The sequence below is a fragment of the Belliella marina genome (assembly GCF_042682445.1).
GTDB classification, from domain to species: Bacteria; Bacteroidota; Bacteroidia; order Cytophagales; family Cyclobacteriaceae; genus Belliella; species Belliella marina.
Genome location: NZ_JBHUHR010000051.1, coordinates 38,755 through 57,037, shown reverse-complemented (window position 1 = coordinate 57,037; position 18,283 = coordinate 38,755). Strand labels below are relative to the sequence as shown.

The window sequence follows — 18,283 nt, the reverse complement described above, 5'->3', positions numbered from 1 at the left end:
AGCTTTACTGAAATGATAAAACCTATTGGGCTAAATTAAATCGCAATTGTCCCCCAAAAGCTGTTGAGCTTCGTCTAAATGCTGTTGTGACTCTAGGGTCATTGATAGTTCTATCGAAGTATACTGTTACATTAAGGTTTTGGTTGATGACGTAGCCAACAGTCGGACGGATCTGTATGTTGAGGTTTCCATTGGTGACTGTGCTTCCTTCTTCGATTTTGCGTTGTACCTGCCTTGTGTCCACGACCCTTGTATTGATTCTCAATTGCAGGTCATTGCTCAATACTTCCTGCTGTCCACGTATTTTGAATGGGATTTTGACACCCGATTTGGTATAGCCCAGATCAAATCCAAAATCCCTACTTCTTTGTTCTGTTACCTGTGCATTGGAGAAGTTCAAGCCAATGTTGCGTTCAGAGTTGTATTCCATCGAGATGTTCAGCCTGTCTTTGGTAAGGAAATTGACACCAATCAACGGGGAGAACCTTTCTGTCAGGATCACTTGGTTGAGTATAAATATTGGGATATACATCCCAAAGTCATCAGTCATACTAGCCCCGGGGATGTTTTGTAGGGAATTATACAATTCCAAGCCGTTTGAGTAGAGTAGTGAATTGGAGAAATTACTCACTTCGTATGTAGAGGAATATCCATGGGTAATGTTGATGCTGGAGAAATACTCCCGAAGGGCTGGGATTTGGGTTAGGCCTTTGTAATCCAACCTCCAGTTGGGAAGTGGTATTTTGGGAAAAGGATTCAAGGAAATTGTATTTGGATCTTTTCCACTATATGCTGAGATAAATGCCAGTCCTAACACATCTTGTCCATTTAATGCATATTCTCCACCACCTCGGTTTGATGCATTGAGCCGGGATTGGATGATGTCCCTATAGCTGGCAAAGTTGTTGAATATTGAAGAGTTATTGTTTCGGTCATCCCTTGCAAAGGTGGTTTTGATTATAGAATAGGTGATGCTGTATCCTCCCATTCTGTTGGGGCTGATGGGATTATATTCCCCTGGTGAAGTAGCTGAGTTTCTGAATATTTCGCTGTACTCTCCCGATTCCCTTTTTCTTGCCTCAAAGGTGATCCTGAAATCCCTGAATGGCTCCGCAATTCCTGTTAGCTGCAAATTCATAGCTTGGTTTTGCCTAAACTGCTGAGTCAATTCAGCACTTGGGGCAATGAGGCCATTGTTGGCTAAGCCGAATCTTACATTAGGGTCTTGGCTACCCAAAATAAACCCAAAGCCTGGATTGAGGAAACTTCTGTCCAAGCCCAGTAGGCCTGTGTTTTCCATATATCCCGGTAAGAATGTCCCTTCGATGATTGAATACCTAAAGTTGATGTCTTTGACCATTGTGACAAATTTTAGAAGCTTATTGGTAAATGGTGTCCCAATAGTGTCTTCTGCATTCACTACATTCCTTCCCGGTATTGAAGGTCTTTTTGGAGCTGTAAGGGCTTTATATTTTGCGCTTTTGTTGTATAGTTTTACAAAGTCCAATTTGCCGGTGACAGTCCTGTCCCTTGTGTTTTGGATGATGTTGCCTAATGTATCCTTCTGGCCTATAGCACCTGTCAACCAAGTGTAATCAGCCGCATAACGAACGTCCGTACTAATCCAATCCACCAATGGTATTTTGCCCAATGGCAATTTGTAATTCACATCTATCCTGTGGTTGTAATTTGTCGTTCTGCCTAGGTTTCGAATGTTGTTTCGGATAGAATCTAGTTTTGCTTCCGTATCAATCTCTCCTTCAGGTTCATCTACCACAGCCAATACCCTACTTGTGAAGTCAACTCTCAAGTTTTTGGTCAGATCCCAGTTCACATTATAAAATCTGTTGATGAAGAAGCTTTTCTGGTAAAATGGATCTACACCATCGGTGGTGAGGTCATCATTCCTATACTGTGTCTTCATATACCTTCTGTCCATATCGATGCGTGCAGACACGGAGCTGGGGACAAAGTTGATGTTGAAATCTTTGATCAATTTTCCATAAGATCCATTGAACATGTCGGAATTCTTGAAAGGTTCCAGCACCAGCGGCTTAGGTTGGTAATTGTAAGCCACATTTCCTACATATGTTTGGAACTCATAGGATTCGGTGTTGATATTACTTTGTCTGACAGATCCATAAGCATAAGAGAAAGAGAAATTGCTCAAATCATACACCCGGGAGACTTCCCTTTCCGGGTTTTTGTTTTTCCTCACATTGGTAAAGCCGATGTTTCTACGCTTGACTTGGTCTAGCACAAGTGCCCGGTATTGTTCTCTTTCCGCATCTGTATTGAACTTGCTTAATGCCATCTCAAAAGGAACATCGGCATTGAGCGGGTCAAATTCCGGTTTTGTTGCAGAATTTTCCAAACTCACATACATGGGAATGCTGACATTGAGGGCTTCCGGCATTAATTTTTCCAACGCTACGTTGGCAGAAATGTCATATTGGGTAGTCGAATGCCTAGCTCTTTGGGATAGACGTGTTTCCAGTCCACCAAAGCCTATTGAATTGTGTCTGATTGAGGTGGAAATCGTTGCTACATCCGCAATTTTTGTGTTTAGGATAGCGTTTGCCGCCCAGCCGGCTGATTGGGTAAAGCCAGTTGCCCTGAGTTCATTGGCCCAAATGCAGACTGATTTGGCGGCTGAGCCTGTTTCTCCGGGGTTTCTTACGCCGATCATCATGCCTTGCACCAAGCTGAGTTCAGGTCTTCCGACCACAGTTACTTTATATTGCCGTACATCTTGGGTAAACGGAAGGTTTAAGGGGACTTTCTGATTGTCACGAGCCACTTTTACCCCCACGATTTCAGTTATGGGGAGATCGATTTCATTTTCCAATGGCCAGATTTGTCTTGGATCCCTAGTGCCTTTGGGTGTGATCAGAAGTGGAACTTCGATTTCATAGTAATTGTCTGTATAGTCTGTCCCCAATCTTAGGAATGCAGTGAGTTCCCCATCCTCGGCATCATCACTGTCGGCATGGAAAAACATCTTGATATTCCCAAATTGTACTAAGTCTTGTCTTGTGTTTTTGAATACCGCCCTGGCATCCCTTGATTGTAGATCCTCTACGCATAGTCTCAAAGACTGCTCGTTTAGCTGTCTCTCTACAGTGGAAAGGTTGTCCCGATCCCTTGTGATGCCAGGAGGCAATACATAAGGACTTTGGGTTGGGCTGCCTTGACTGTTTTCTTCAATGTTCACTACACCTACTGTCAGGTTGGAAACATCTGGTTCGGGAATCTCAAAAAATCCACGCTCATAAAGTGACTCCTGAAATACCCTCCATTGTGATCCCACCAATCTGAAGTTGGCCATTCTCATTACCACAGGTTGTTCAAAATCGGTAAGGTAAGTTCTCATAAACCGGATGGATTTGAAACCTGAGATATCTCCTACTGAGCGATCAGGGGTCCTGACTGGAATCCTGAATAGATACCAGTTGACCTCATCACCACTTTGGTTGCTGGTTACTTTGTCTACAATATAATTTGATCCCACTTCAAGTTGTCCCGGACGCAAATCCAATTCATATTCATAATAACTTTCTACCTCATTGATGGTATTGTCATTGTTCAAATCTTCATTGTTGGGAAGATTAGAACCGGAAGGGGTGTAGGCAAGGTTTTGGTTGGCGGTAATGGGGGTGTTGCCTTCCATACCGTTGAATTTCTTATATCTTTCGAGGATCTTGATATTCTCTTGGTCAAGTTTTTCGTCCAAATAATACTGGAAATCATCTTCTGATGGATCTTCCAATACTTTGCTCAGTGCGCTTTGATTTAGGCTTAGTCTATTGATAAACCTATCCCTAAAAAACTCAACTTCCTCCTCACTGCTCAATCCATCCAAACCAATGTCTTGGTTGGCTCGAGCTTCTGCAGAATTGTCAAATGCAGGAATCAAGAATTGTTCCCTTGTGATCCTTCCCCATTCGGTAGTGGCAGTGGAAGCGGGGTCTCCATCAGCAGGAAGCCCATTCTCAAAACCATGCCTTCCATCTCTGATTATGTCCTCGGATACATCACCAAGGTTGATTCTCAGTTTACCACCTGTAGTATTGTTTTCATTAAATATGCCATCTAAGACCCTTCCGTTTTCGCCTTCGATAAATGGATCCAATAGCCAGAATTCTATATACTCAATATTTGTCCTATCGAAATCAACTTCGGTGGTGATAGCCCTAGTGACACCTCCATAATTGTTTCTTGGGTTTGGAAGTAGTCCATCCGTTGTCAGGCTGGTATTGTAGTTGTACATCCCCCTCTCACTTGGGAAGTAGGCCATTTCAAACAAGGGTTCGGGAACAACAATCACATCCCGGTCTCTCCTAGGGAAAATTTCTTGCGGTATGACCCTTCTTACATAATGGTTTTGCCTATCCTCCCTCGAAATGTTGGAAGGGACACCAGGTCCTGAATCCCTGTAGAAAATGTTGTCAATATTGTACCAAGCGACTTTTGCTCTGCGATAGGCATTGCCCAGCCTGTCCTCTGTCGAGCTGCTGAGATCAAAAGCATCATCATCAGTTTTAGGAGTGGAAGCCAAATGCCAATTTTGGGCTGCCGCACCCCCAAGGTTGAATGCGGTGATGGCAGATTCAAAATCATCGATATATGCCGCCTGCTCTCCGTTGACCCGGTTAGAAGTCCCAGGGATCAGTTGTGCAAATTCACCACTAAACTGGACCAGCGACTTTTCTTTGGTATTGGTGAATGGCAATGCATCGGCAAGTTTGGTAAGGAATCTTGATTCATCACTAAAATTTGCATCCAAGCCCCACATACTATTCCTGAGTGTTTCGCTTCCGGCAGCTATCCGTGTGATATTTGGCCTTTCATTGAGATACAAAAACGTACCTCCTAAATTGAACCGGTCACTGAACATATAGTCTAGTCGGGTCCCCAATAAACTCCGTGTTTGGAATGAAACCAAGTCTGCTTTTTCAAAACTTACATTGATCCTCTTACCAGATTGCAAAATGCCTTCATTGATGATATTCAGCCTTCCGATGTTGTAATCAATCGTAAAGTCAACCCCTTCGGTCAATGGGATGTTCCCAGCCATCACAATGACTGACCCTGGAGATATGTTTAGCCCGGGAAGCATGATTTCTGATGCGGAACCTGCAGTAAGACGACCTCTGATAAAGTATTTGTTGAGACGTGTGACCAATTCTGCATCTGCTTGGGTAGTCCTATACAAAGTGTCGTAGACAAATTTGTCTATGAGTGATCCTTCGTTCGGCAAAAATAGGTTGTTGAGTGTCTTCCCAAATGGTTCCAATACTGGGAAGACGATCATTCCCCGTTCAGGAAAAATGGTGATCCCGGGGATGAAATCAAAATTCCCGTCAGGGGAGGGGTCATTTTGAGGATTCAGATTATCCAGGCCAGTAAGTCTGATCAACGGGATGTTTTTGACGTTTTGTCCTTCGAGCAAACTTGGATTGTCCATACCAGTCCTGTCATCCCTGTAGATCACTTGAAGTTGAAATCCATCTCTCTGAATTTGGTTTGCATTGAGGTTGTAGACGTTTTTCATCATCAAGTCCCAAGTCGGCAGCCTGGTGTTGATTCTTGCAGGCCGGAGCATTTTCATGAAGATGATCTGGTCTTCGGGTCTGTTTTGGTAGTCCTCCGAAAGTTCTCCCACTTTATAGACATTCCCATTATAGGTGTACTCATATGCAACAGCCAAAACTTCATCATTTTGGAGTTTTCGGGTCAATGAAAGGTGTCCCAACTCCCTGTTGAAGATAAATTCTGTTGGGGCTAATTTTCTTGCTCCGTTGATTTGCTCAAAATCGGATCCCCGGGTCAAGTTTAAGCTCGATTCTATAGCGGCAGATCCAGTGTCAAATGGCCTGAATGAAGGGTTGTTTGACAGATTTCCATAAAGTAAATTCGATCCGTTGGCTGCTGGAGCTCCTGGAGTGCCGGCACCAATATTGGGGTTGCCAGTTCTAAAAATCCTTTGTCCTTCTCCCAAATCAATGAATGCGGCAAAATTCCTCAGTGTTTCGGTATTGTTTGCCCTATTCATAATGTATACTTCGACTCTGGTGATATTTACACCTGAAAGTATTTGGGGAAGTCCACGAAGCCACCTTTCGTAATTGTCCCTGAAGAAATGGGCAAGGAAGAAGTGTCTGTTTTCATCATATTCTGAGCCTTGGATTTCGAACGATCTCCCTTGGCCACCGCCCTCAATCACCAACTCGTCTCTTCTCCCTCGTTGTGTGGAGGCTACCCCAGTGACAAACATTTTACCAAATTGAAGTTGTGTCTTTACACCGAAGAGGTTTTGTGCGCCTTGGATGAGACTGTTTTGTACCGGCATGCTCACATTGCCAATCTCAATGGATTTGATGATATCTTCCTCAAATCCGGCATATTCCACTTTGAGTTGGTTTTGGAAGTCGAATGAATTGTTGGAATCAAAATTGGCTCCAAGTTTCATTTTTTGCCCCAAAGAGCCATTGACACTCATTTGTATTTGTTGGTTGAAGTTGAATCCCCCATTTTGCTGTTGCCGTATGGGAATAGAAGGGTTGTCAACCCTTCTGAAAATAGCACCAAGATCTAAATTCACATACCCGGTAGGGGTGATATTTATTTCGTTTCCTCCAAAAATCCGATCAAAACTAGGGCTTGTTGTCAGTGGGGGGATTAATCCCCTTCCGCTTACTGCACTTTCGCCATCTGCTCCTCTTGATCTGTCCCTCCAATACTGTTGTCTTAACCTAAATCCCTCGATTTTGGAGTATTCATCGAAATCATAGATATAACCGGAATTGATATCGGTAGAATCAAGCTGGTCTTGGATTCTATACCTGAGTGTAGAATCCAATTCTACCTGCACTTTTTCCTGTCTTGGTGAAGATGGGAAAAAAGGAGACTGATTATTTCTAAATTGGTATGGATTTGGATATAGAGGATTTGTGTTTAGGTTTTGCCATAAAAGAAAAGATGGGAGAACCCTTCTCTGGTTCAGTGAGTCTGTTTTTGTAGCAACAGTGTCCTGTGCTGCCTGCTGGGCATTGGCACTAGACATGAATATACTTCCCACCAATATCAGGATAATTGCTGGTGGGAGAAGGCGAACACTTTTAAGGTGTAAAAAATAGCTATAGCAAAAGTTCAATTTATTTATTGATTAATAGATTAAGTTGACTTTAAAGATGCCTTAATTAATTCTTCTAATGAAATATCTGTTCCTGTTTTTTTCAATATTGCTGCAATATTTTTTTCCGCAGTTGCTTTGGGAAACCCGAGGGTCACCAGTGCCTGTAACGCTTCTTCTTTGACTTTATTGTTTTGATGTAAAAATCCGGGAGAAAGAGTAGAAATATCAAGAATTGAGTCTTTTTTGACTTTATCCTTCAGTTCTAGCACTATTCTTTGCGCTGTTTTGACCCCAACGCCCTTGACATTTTGTATGGTTTTGAAGTCTTCTTGGATGATTGCCGTCTCTAGCTCTTCCGAACTGAGTGATGATAAAATCATCAATCCCGTATTTGGCCCTACGCCACTGATGGAAATCAGGTTCAGGAAAAGTTTTTTCTCAGCCTCTTCTTTGAAGCCATAGAGTGTATGGGCATCTTCTTTGATGTGCAAAAAAGTGAGGAGCATAACTTGCTCCTCATCTTTTATTTTGGAATAGGTCTGTAGGGAAATCTTTACATGATAACCTACGCCTGAAATATCAATAATTACAAAAGTTGGGTCTTTGAAGACCAGTTTGCCTTTTAGATATGCAATCATATATTAGCTTTTTGTTTGCGCATCTACCACGGCGATCGCCACCATGTTGACTATTTCCCTGATAGAGCTACCAAGCTGTAATATATGAACTGGTTTATTCATTCCCAAAAGAACTGGCCCAATTGCTTCTGCATTCCCAATCTCTGACAGCAATTTGTAGGCAATGTTTCCAGAGCTCAAGTCTGGGAAGATCAATGTGTTTGCTTTTTTGCCAATCAATGCACTGAATGGATAGTTTTCCTTTTGGATCTCTTCATTCAAGGCCACATTGGCTTGCATTTCACCTTCTATGACCAAGTCTGGATATTTTGCCTTTGCCAGTGAAGTTGCCTTGGCAGTTTTCAAGGCAGTTTCCCCTTTGGCAGATCCAAAGTTTGAATAGGAAAGTACTGCAACCCTTGGCTCTATATCAAAGAATTTGACGCCATTGGCTGTTAGACCGATTATTTCCACCAATTCATCAGCCGTAGGGTTTAGGTTTACGGTTGTGTCAGCAAAGAAATAGGGACCTTTGTCGGTATTCATAATATACATTCCCGCAACTCTATCCGTCCCCGGTTTTACACCGATTACATGGAGGGAAGGAAGGATGGTCTTTGGATAATCTTTTGTCAAACCGGATATCAAAGCATCTGCCTCTCCCAGCTCTACCATCATTGCTCCAAAATAGTTTCGGTCACGCATCAACCGTACAGCTTCTTTGGCTGTGATGCCTTTTCTTTGACGTTTTTTGAATAAGACATCCCCGTATGCCTGAAGCTTCTCGGCGTCCTTGTAGGTATCAATGATTGTCACACCATTGAGGTCAAGTTTGTTTTCTTCAATCATCTCCATGATCTTGTCTTCATTTCCCAACAATATTGGGATTGCGATCTTTTCATCACGGAGCATTTGGGCAGCTTTCAGTATCTTAATGTTGTCAGCTTCAGCAAATACAACACGTTTTGGGTCTTTTTTGGCTCTGGATATAACTCTGGACATCAGTCTCTGATCGATGCCAATCCTTTCCTGTAGTTCCAATTCGTAGGCTTCCCAATCAGTGATCATGGTCTTGGCTACGCCTGATTCCATTGCAGCTTGCGCTACCGCCGGAGCAATAGTGGTGATCAGTCTTGGATCAAATGGTTTTGGGATCAAGTAGGTGGGGCCAAAAGCCAATTTATTGTCACCATAGGCTTTGTTGACTATTTCAGGTACTGGTTCTTTGGCGAGCTTGGCTATGGCTTTGGCTGCTGCCAGTTTCATTGCTTCATTGATCGAAGTAGCCCTCACATCCAAAGCTCCCCTGAAAATATAAGGAAAGCCCAAGACATTGTTCACTTGGTTGGGATAATCGGAACGGCCTGTCGCCATGATCAAATCTTCACGTGCAGCCATTGCCACATCGTATGGGATTTCAGGATTGGGGTTGGCCAATGCAAAGACGATCGGATTTGGAGCCATTACCTTGATCTGGTCTCCCGAGACAATGTTTCCGGCAGAAAGTCCCAAGAATACATCCGCTCCAGAAAGTGATTCTGTAAGTGTACGGATGTCCCTTGCTGTAGCAAATTCCTGTTTGATAGAATCCAATTCTGGCCTGTCTATTCGGATGGCACCTTCCTTGTCACACATGACGATGTTTTCTCGTCGAACACCCAGACTCATATAGAATCTGGTACAGGAAACAGCCGAGGCACCAGCACCATTGACGACCAATTTGATATCCTCTATTTTTTTGCCGACCACTTCCAAGGCATTCAAAAGTGCCGCACCTGAAATAATCGCCGTGCCATGCTGATCATCATGCATGACAGGGATTTTCATCTCTTTTTTAAGTGTGGTTTCTATTTCAAAGCACTCTGGGGCTTTGATGTCTTCCAAGTTGATGCCACCAAAAGTTGGCTCTAGCGATTTGATGATCTGAATAAGCTTCTTAGGGTCTTTTTCGTCAATCTCAATATCGAAAACATCGATACCTGCAAATTTTTTGAAAAGTACACCTTTTCCTTCCATCACTGGCTTGGAAGCTTCAGGGCCTATATCACCAAGTCCTAGTACTGCGGTCCCATTGGAGATGACAGCTACCAAGTTGCCTTTGGCAGTGTATTTATATACATTTTCTTTGTCCGCTGCGATTTCATTGCAGGGCTCGGCTACTCCTGGAGAGTAGGCCAAGGCAAGATCTAACTGACTTGATAACGGTTTGGTCGGAATGACCTCGATTTTCCCAGGCTTTCCCTGTGTGTGATAATTTAAAGCGTCTTCTTTTCGGATTTTAATCGCCATAAGGGTTAATTATTTAAGTTGATTAGCTCATCTCACCAGCTTTCGGTTGGATTTCAGTAGCTAGCAAAAGGGTTTCTATTTCTCTTATCGATTCTCTATGTCCTTGATTCGGGAAATACACAAAACCTTCCATGTAATAAAGTTTTCCTTTTTCTGTATCCACAATGACGTAGGCAAGGAAAGAGCCTCCCATTGAAATATTATTGGTTTTCCAGCCTCCCCTGATTTCCACAGCATAATTGCCATCAATATTGAAATTGCTGAATTGGGGGGTAGGGTCTACTTTTTCGATTACCAAAAAGGACTCCCTGTTATTGGGATCTCCATAAAGGTGCTTCTGGGCTATTTGATCCCTAAGTTTGATGATGTTTTCTGGAAAAACCTGTTCTTCGGATTTGTAATCTGTCTCATAGAAGAATAGACTGATATCGGCACGGTCTGGCCTTGGGGTAGGCTGTCTCAACCACAAAAAGTCATCTTCGCTTTTGGCAACTTGATATGACGCAGGCACATGGACTGTGAGTCCCAATTTTTCCCCTGCATTCCGGGCCAAAGCACTTTTTCTGTTCATCAGGCTTTTTTCCAGCCTCTTTCTTTCCCTTACCTGAAATAGATTTTGTAGTTTGTTTTTGTTGAGGGTAAGATTCTGAATCAATTCTTCTTCATTGTTCCCAAACAAATAAATGAGTTCTTGGCCTATTGCAAATTCATCTTCATTTCTCAAAAGGTATAATGAAGGGTCTGATTGGGCTTTTTCTTTTGATTCTTTGCTGAACAATGCATTGATGTTTTGGCTTCCTGCCCTTCTGTCGTCAAAAGTGGTCACATAAATGATGTTGTTGGCCATTTTAAGGATCCTATTCATGGCACGTGGATCGACTCTTCTTATCGAAAACATAGGTTCATCCCTGATGAGCCCTTTTACATCTTCGAGAAATACAGCTTTCAGTGCATCGCCAACCGGCCCCTGCCATTTGGTAGAATCAATTGCAAGGATTATCTCCCCGATTGCGCCCCTTGCCTTTGGTTTTTTTGAATTTGCGTTCTCTTCACTTTCATCACATGACCAAAAAGCCACTACGGAAAGAAGGATGAAAACTATCGAAAATAGCTTTTTGAATGATTTCATAGTTTTGTAGTTATTGTTTAAGGCTAATTTAACAATTAGTTGACCAAAGAAAAATAAATTACTATTAAATTAGTTTAACCTATGATTAATTTTTGCCCAGGCTTGATCTGGTTGGAGTTGAGGTTGTTCAATTTCTTGATCTGGTCTATTGTCACCCCATTGAGTTTCTTGGTTATCAACCACAATGAATCTCCCGGTTGTACGGTATAAAGTTTTGATCCATTTTGGTTGATTACAGCTGAATTATCAGCCAAGGTATTGGTTGAAGATGCGTTGTTTGAGTATATTTTCAATGATTGGCCCACTTTGATGGTGTTTGAACTTAGGTTGTTCCAGTTTTTGATATTGGTAACAGTGGTGCCGTGCCTTTGTGCGATACTTCCCAATACATCACCTGACTTTACTCTGTAAGTGACAAGTGCACCTGGGTTCCCTGTATCTTTGGGCGATGTGTTATCTAAGTTTTTTGGTGCCCTCAAAGCAAGGATTCTTTCTTCAGTCAATGTAACTGCATTTTTGAATTCTTGTTGGTTTTGGGTAATGTATTCAGCTTTTGATGCAGGTACTTTTAAGGCTATGTGCTTATGCGAGGAAGGTACCATCCTATTGAGGATAGAAGGGTTGAGATGTTCCAAATCATCTATGCACAAACCAGATATCTGAGCGAGTTGGTCCAAGTCTATTTCCTGGTTGAATTGGATTTTTTTGTAGGCTACTGGATAAGTTGGCTCTTCCAAAAACAAGTTGTGATCCTCGGCGTATCTCAGGAGGTACATCATTGCCTGGAACTGGGGGACATAGCTCCTGGTCTCTCTAGGCAAGTAATCATACACCTCCCAGAAGGTTTGCTTGCCTCCGGACTTTCTGATTGCCTTTCTGACGTTTCCGGGGCCACAGTTGTATGCCGCCAAAGCCAATTCCCAATTCCCGAACATTTTGTGGAGGGATTTGAGGTATTTGGCTGCGGCATCAGTCGCAAGCTCTGGATCCATCCTGTCGTCAATATCCTTATTGGCTTGCAGGTTGTACATTCTTCCTGTGGCAGGCATAAACTGCCAAAGTCCCATGGCACCTACTCGGGATTTTGCCCGGGGGTTCAATCCAGACTCGATGATAGCCAAATATTTCACGTCATCTGGCATGTCATGGTGTGCCAGTGTCTGTTCGAAAAGCGGGAAGTAGGTGGCTTGTCTTTCCAAGACCATCCTGGCATAGTCCCTGTTTCTTACCGCAAAATAATTGATGAAGGAAAAAATCCTGTCATTCAATTCAAACGGCATCTCCGTATCCATTTTCTTGACTCTTTGGGCTACCTGGCCGAATGTGAAGTCGGGGATATAATCAAAACTATAAGTCGGGGAGATGGTTTCTTCTTCCATTCCCAAATGAAAAAGTTCCTGACCATGAAGAAAAGAACTACCAGACAAAACCAGCATCAAAGCAAGGGAAATGGAGGAAATTGGATTTTTCATGGTCAGATATTGATTAATTGTTGTTGGAAGTCGACAAATAGTTTGCGAATGCATATAGTTCAGCTTCCTTGAATGAATTGGCCATTATCTGCAATCCTATCGGAAGACCGTTTTTATCTACACCGTTTGGGATAGATAATGCAGGTACTCCCGATACTGATGCCTGAACAGTAAACAAGTCTTCAAGGTACATCGCAACTGGATCATTACTATGTTCTCCAAACTTAAACGCTGTAGATGGCGTAGTTGGCATAATAATATAATCATATTTATTCAATAAATCCTCAGTGAACTCTTTTATCAGTCTTCGGACTTTTTGGGCCTTGGTAAAGTATGCATCGTAGTAGCTGGCACTAAGTACGAAGGTGCCCAGCATAATTCTTCTTTTGACTTCTTCACCAAAACCTTCTGTACGGGTCAGTTTGTACATACTTTCCAAATTGTGGGCATTTGGAGTTCTGTAGCCGTATTTCACCCCATCAAACCTAGAAAGGTTAGAGCTTGCTTCAGCAGTAGTCAGGATGTAGTAAGTAGGAAGGATGTATTTCAAAAGAGGGAAATTGACTTCCTCGACCTGATGTCCTTCATTCTTCAATCTATCCAACACCGATAGGGTGTTTTGTTTGATCTCTGCCTGTAATGCAGGGGATTCGATGGATTCTTTGAGATAGGCTATTTTTACCCTTTTGTCAAAGTGTAGCAGCTCGCTGTAATGAGGGACAGGCTTTTTGGAAACGGTGCTGTCAAAATCATCTGATCCTGCCATGATTTCCATCACCAATGCATTGTCGGGGACATTTCTTGAGAATACCCCAATGGTGTCAAAAGATGATGCATAGGCGATAAGACCCCATCTGGATACCCTGGAATAGGTAGGTTTGATGCCTACGATCCCAGTGAAAGCTGCAGGCTGTCTTACAGATCCACCGGTGTCAGTACCTAGGGAGACTGTACAGAGATTTGCTTGAACCGCCACAGCAGAACCACCCGAAGAGCCTCCGGGAACACGGCTTTCGTCAGCTGCATTGAGTACTTTTCCATGTACTGAGTTTTCGTTTGAACTCCCCATTCCGAACTCATCGCAGTTCAATCTGCCGATAATGATGGCATCTTGATCTATGAGCCGTTGTACGGCAGTGGAGGTAAACTGTGATTCGAAACCTTCCAGGATTTTGCTGGAGGCATTTGATTCATGGCCTTTGTAGCAAAGGACATCTTTGATGCCAATGACCATTCCTGCCAATTTTCCGGCATTGCCAGAATTGATCTTTTCGTCTACCTTGGCAGCCTGTTCTTTGGCAGAATCCGTATAAACTTCAACGAAGGCGTTTAAGTGCGCCTTCGTTTGGATGTTTTTGAGATAATAATCAACTATCGCCTTGCAATCAGTTTGCTTGTTTTCCAGCGACTTTTTTATTTCGTCAAATGAAAGGAATTTTTCCAATGTTTGATTTTTTTAGTCTTTTTTCTTTTTGTCATCCTTCAACCCGTCTTCCAGGTCACTTTGGATCTCTTTTGTAGCGTCCTTGAACTCTCTGATCCCTCTTCCCAATCCTCTCGCCAATTCAGGAATTCTTTTGGCCCCGAAGAACAATACGATTACCAGGATGATTAGAATCATAGATCCTGGACTCATTCCTCCGATAAAACCTAATGCTGTCATGATCTTATTATTTAGATTTTGAATTTGATACAAAGATATAACAGTAGCACACTAACACAAAGGAATAGTGTGCTGTTATTCTTCTTTTTTTATAAATATACGAATAATTAATGTCTATTGACCTGCGAGCCAACCCGCAGGGTTCATAGGTTGCAGTCCTTTCCAAGTTTCAAAATGTACTTCGGCGACTCCATCTTTGTTGGTGTAGACCTGTCCTACGATTTGTTTGGCTTTTACTTTTTCGCCTGTTTTGACTGATATCACTTTCAGTTTGCTATACATGGTATAGTACTCACCATGCTTGATGACGATGGTCCCTCCATATCCAGGTATGGTGCCTATTTTGATCACTTCCCCGTCAAAGACTGATCTAACATTGGAATTGGGAGAAGTTTGGATGTCTACGCCGTCATTGTCCTCCACGATTCCCTTTAGGGTAGGGTGGGGGTGGGTACCATACTTCTTGGATACAAATCCAGTCTCTACGGGCCATGGGAGTTTCCCTTTGTTGCCTGCAAATGAATTGGACAATGCTGTCGCCTCAGGTGTCATTGGAATGCTGCTTCCTGATGATTTTGTCGCTTTCGAATTTGATTTTTTTGCTTCAGCTTCCGCTTTCCTGATCTCATCTTCAATCGCCCTTTTGATCAGGTTGTTGAGTTTTTCTTGTTGTTTTTTTGCCTCTACGATCTTTTTTCTCAACTCGACTTCCTGTTTGGTCAATGTGCTGACGATACCCTGTTGTTCGTTCTTTGCCTGGGCAAGTTGTTTTCGTTGCTGCTCTTCCTGGTTGATTACTTGCTGTTTCTCTACTTTTTTGTCTTCAAGACGTACTCTTTGTTGAGCCAATTCTTTTGTGACCGATTCTATTTGCTCCACTTGCTTTTTTCGGGCATCGGTATATTGTTTGAGATATTTCAATCTCATATAAAACTGCTTGAACGTGCTTGAGCTAAACACAAAAGTGGTCATCGTCAACCCTTGGTTGAGTTTGGAGGATGTGTACACCATCTGCGCATACTCTTCTTTGAGGTTTTCCAGATCATTTTCCAGGGATTTGATCTTTTTCTCAGTCTCAGAGATTTCTTTGTTGATCAGACTGACTTCCTGACTCAGGGTCCTGATGTAAGTGACCCTCGTCTCCAGTTGCTTGTTGACCACACTAAGCTGTCCCAGCGTTACTTTTTTGGACTCAGCTGTTTTTTTTAGGATTTTGTCAAATTCCAACAGTTTTTGCTGAACTGCTTCTTTTTCCCGTTCCAGTTGTACCCTTGATTTTGCAGTCTGCGCAGTAGCCGATTGGTCGAGAAATGGACAAGTTCCTATTATAAAGAAAAATATGTAAAACGCTTTTTTCATCAATTAAAACTGAAAGGGAAAACTGATCGGTGTATCTGTAACGCTGATCGTCGATATATCGATATGGATAATTGAATTTTGTGTTTCCCCATCAATGTTGAATGAGATTTTCAAAAGTGCGGCGTTGGGAAATGGCTGGTTGTTGATGTCTTTGAAACTAGGGTAGTTGGCTAGCAATGCACCCTTGTCATCCATGGAGGTGACAGTGAGTTCTTCCACTTTGCCATGGGTAGTGCCTACTCTTGAGTGATACCTTATTTTATCCCTTGTTTGTGTCAACTCAAAGTATTTTCCTATTCTCAACAGCCTATCCCGATAACTGAATTCTTGCGGTATATTGGCATAAATTAAATTTTGGAATAAGGGCAATGAAAGTTTCAGGCCAAACCGATCTTCAAATTCTTCATAGCCCAGATTTACATCCTGTCCATTAATTCGGTCTTTGACACGGATTTTGTCAGTGGTGATGATTCCCCTGAGAGCTTCTATACCCAATCCTGGCGTAACACTGAACCAGATGACACTATCTTTCTTTGCCCTGATGTTCAAGGTTCCTCTAGTGGTTTTTCCATTTTGGTCTTCTATGACGATCCTCGCCTTGGCATTGAGGTAATTGAAGTCAAAGTATGCCGGTTCGAACTCTTGCATGACCTCGTCAGAAACATAAAGATTGGGCTTTTTTGCGCAGCCTGTAGCTATAAATATGAGAAGTGCAAAACTTCCTAAAAGAACCCTATTCATAGTATTTCTTATCCTTGATTTTTTTTATGAGCAATTCAGATGTTTCTTCTCCACCTTCTGCTTTTTTCCAAAAGCTTAGGGCTTCATTTTTGTTTCCAAGATGATATAGGATATCACCGTAATGTTCCAACATAACCCCACTTGGAGATTCATCATATTTCAGGGCTTTTTCCATATAGGTTTTTGCATTCTGATAATCTTCCAATTGGAAAAGTACCCATGCGTGGGTATCTAGGTAGGTTGGGTTGTTTGGGAATGTCTTTACCAACTTTTCTGACATGGATCTTGCCTTGTCAAGGTCTTTTTTCGCAAGCGAGAGGTAGTATGCATAATTGTTCAATACATGTTCGTCATTGGGACGCTCTTTCAAGACCTTCTCGTATGCTTCGTATGCCTCATCCTTTTTGTCAAGGCTATGGTATACATCTCCCAGCTGGCCATGGACGAGAAGTTCAAGTTGCTTGTTTTTCCCTTTGTTGGCATCGGATGATTTTTTCAGGGATTCTTCCGCTTCCTTCCATTTCTTCAATGCTGATTTCGCAGTCCCATCAAAGTACCAAAACTCTGCCCTTTCGGGGAATTCATCTACTGCGATGATTGTGTACTTTTCTATTTCCCCAAAATCCCCTCCTGTCTCAAACATAATAGTGATGACTCCCTGCAATACCTGTGGATTGTCGGGATTGATCGTGGCGGATTTTTTGTAGAAAGAAAGCGCTTCTTCCTTGTTGTCGTTAAACAGCCTTCTGTCTCCGATCACTGTGAGTACGTTGGAATCAGTTGGGTTATGCTCCAGCATAAAAGCTTCCAAGCTATCCAAAAGCAGCTCTCTTTTTTCGGTTTTTATTTCTTGGAGTATTTCAGAGAATGACTGAGCCTTGACCATCCCATCCAAATCCGGATTGTCAAAAGCGGAAAGGATCAGAGCTTCTGCGGTCTCTTTGTCTCCAAGGTCTTTGTAAAGGGCATATGCACCCATTTGAAGATCAGGCTGGTTGGGATATGCCTCAAGGGATTTTTCAATTGTGGCAATGGCTTCGTGGGTACGTCCATTGTTGAACAGGATCTCTACCAATGCCAGGACATATTGGGAATTGCCCGGATGTGCCGCAATCAGTTTTTCACCTTCTTGGAGTGCTTTCTCCAGATTATTTTTTCTTAGATAGATCCTTTGTTTCTGAACCACCAGTTGTTCTACAACCCCATAATATTCTTCAGCACGGTCAAGCGCGTCCAAGGCTTTGTCGTTTTCATTGGCACCTAAGTACAGGGAAGCCAATTCTAGGATGTAGTTTTGGTTTTCATCCGAATTTTCCATCAGGCTTTCCAAAATATCTGCCGCTTTGAGTGGCTCATTCTTCTTGGAATAGACTTCCGCCATCATCAGGTTGTAATACTTGTTTTCCGGATCTGATTCCACAGCTTGCATGCCGTAGTCTAGGGCATCATCGACTTTGTTTGCCTTCAGGAGTATCTCCGCTATCTTGAAATTGATTGCAGCTTCATCTGGGGCGATTTCCCTTGCTTTTTGAAAATAGAAATAGGATTTATCGTAATCTTCAAGCATTAGGAATTTCTGTCCTTCTATAAAAAGTCTCGTAGCTTTGGTGTCTTCGATTACCTGTTTTCTTTCTTTTTTGGAAAGTTTTTGCTGCGCATTGACCTGGTGGGTAAAGACAATGCCAAGTAGGGAGAAAAGAAATATCAGTTTGTTTAATTTCACTTTGTTTGAATTAATGTTGCATGGGAAAGTCAGTCAATGTGGCCAACCCGTCCGCAAGGTATTGGTATCCAATATGTATTGGAGGTGATTAGAAAGCTGTAATGGTGCAAACATAGTGCCTTTTATCCACTCCAACAATCTATCATTCCCAT

At 42.5% G+C, this 18,283-nt stretch carries 10 protein-coding genes; all 10 read right to left on the bottom strand.

The features are described from left to right. Window positions 1-22: 22 nt before the first annotated feature. Window positions 23-7,081 carry a T9SS outer membrane translocon Sov/SprA gene (sov, locus tag ACFSKL_RS22805; protein ID WP_465252700.1) on the bottom strand — a complete coding sequence of 2,353 codons (7,059 nt, stop codon included), beginning with the start codon at window positions 7,079-7,081 and terminating at the stop codon, window positions 23-25. A gap of 95 nt (window positions 7,082-7,176) precedes the next feature. Continuing rightward, the gene (gene ruvA, locus ACFSKL_RS22800; RefSeq protein WP_376889686.1) at window positions 7,177-7,776 is read right to left on the bottom strand and encodes a Holliday junction branch migration protein RuvA; all 600 of its coding nucleotides are present in this window, start codon (window positions 7,774-7,776) and stop codon (window positions 7,177-7,179) included. Window positions 7,777-7,779: 3 nt separating this feature from the next. Next, complete coding sequence (locus ACFSKL_RS22795; RefSeq protein WP_376889685.1) at window positions 7,780-10,044, bottom strand: NADP-dependent malic enzyme; 2,265 nt, start codon at window positions 10,042-10,044, stop codon at window positions 7,780-7,782. Window positions 10,045-10,066: 22 nt separating this feature from the next. After that, a complete protein-coding gene (locus ACFSKL_RS22790) occupies window positions 10,067-11,173 on the bottom strand; it encodes a DUF4837 family protein (protein ID WP_376889683.1) in 1,107 nt (368 codons plus the stop codon). Window positions 11,174-11,247: 74 nt separating this feature from the next. Then, on the bottom strand, window positions 11,248-12,645 hold the full coding sequence (locus ACFSKL_RS22785; protein ID WP_376889682.1) for a transglycosylase SLT domain-containing protein: 1,398 nt from the start codon (window positions 12,643-12,645) through the stop codon (window positions 11,248-11,250). 13 nt (window positions 12,646-12,658) lie between these two features. Then, window positions 12,659-14,089, bottom strand: a complete 1,431-nt coding sequence (gatA, locus tag ACFSKL_RS22780) for an Asp-tRNA(Asn)/Glu-tRNA(Gln) amidotransferase subunit GatA (protein ID WP_376889680.1) — start codon at window positions 14,087-14,089, stop codon at window positions 12,659-12,661. Window positions 14,090-14,101: 12 nt separating this feature from the next. Beyond that, the gene (gene tatA / locus ACFSKL_RS22775; RefSeq protein ID WP_376889678.1) at window positions 14,102-14,308 is read right to left on the bottom strand and encodes a twin-arginine translocase TatA/TatE family subunit; all 207 of its coding nucleotides are present in this window, start codon (window positions 14,306-14,308) and stop codon (window positions 14,102-14,104) included. A 114-nt stretch (window positions 14,309-14,422) separates the two neighbouring features. Next, a complete protein-coding gene (locus tag ACFSKL_RS22770; protein WP_376889676.1) occupies window positions 14,423-15,667 on the bottom strand; it encodes a murein hydrolase activator EnvC family protein in 1,245 nt (414 codons plus the stop codon). 3 nt (window positions 15,668-15,670) lie between these two features. Continuing rightward, window positions 15,671-16,408, bottom strand: a complete 738-nt coding sequence (gene lolB1, locus ACFSKL_RS22765) for a lipoprotein insertase outer membrane protein LolB1 (protein ID WP_376889674.1) — start codon at window positions 16,406-16,408, stop codon at window positions 15,671-15,673. Then, window positions 16,401-18,131 (bottom strand): tetratricopeptide repeat protein, encoded by a 1,731-nt coding sequence (locus tag ACFSKL_RS22760; RefSeq protein WP_376889673.1) that lies wholly within the window; start codon window positions 18,129-18,131, stop codon window positions 16,401-16,403. Before ACFSKL_RS22760 ends, lolB1 begins: the two co-directional genes overlap by 8 nt. Window positions 18,132-18,283 lie beyond the last annotated feature (152 nt).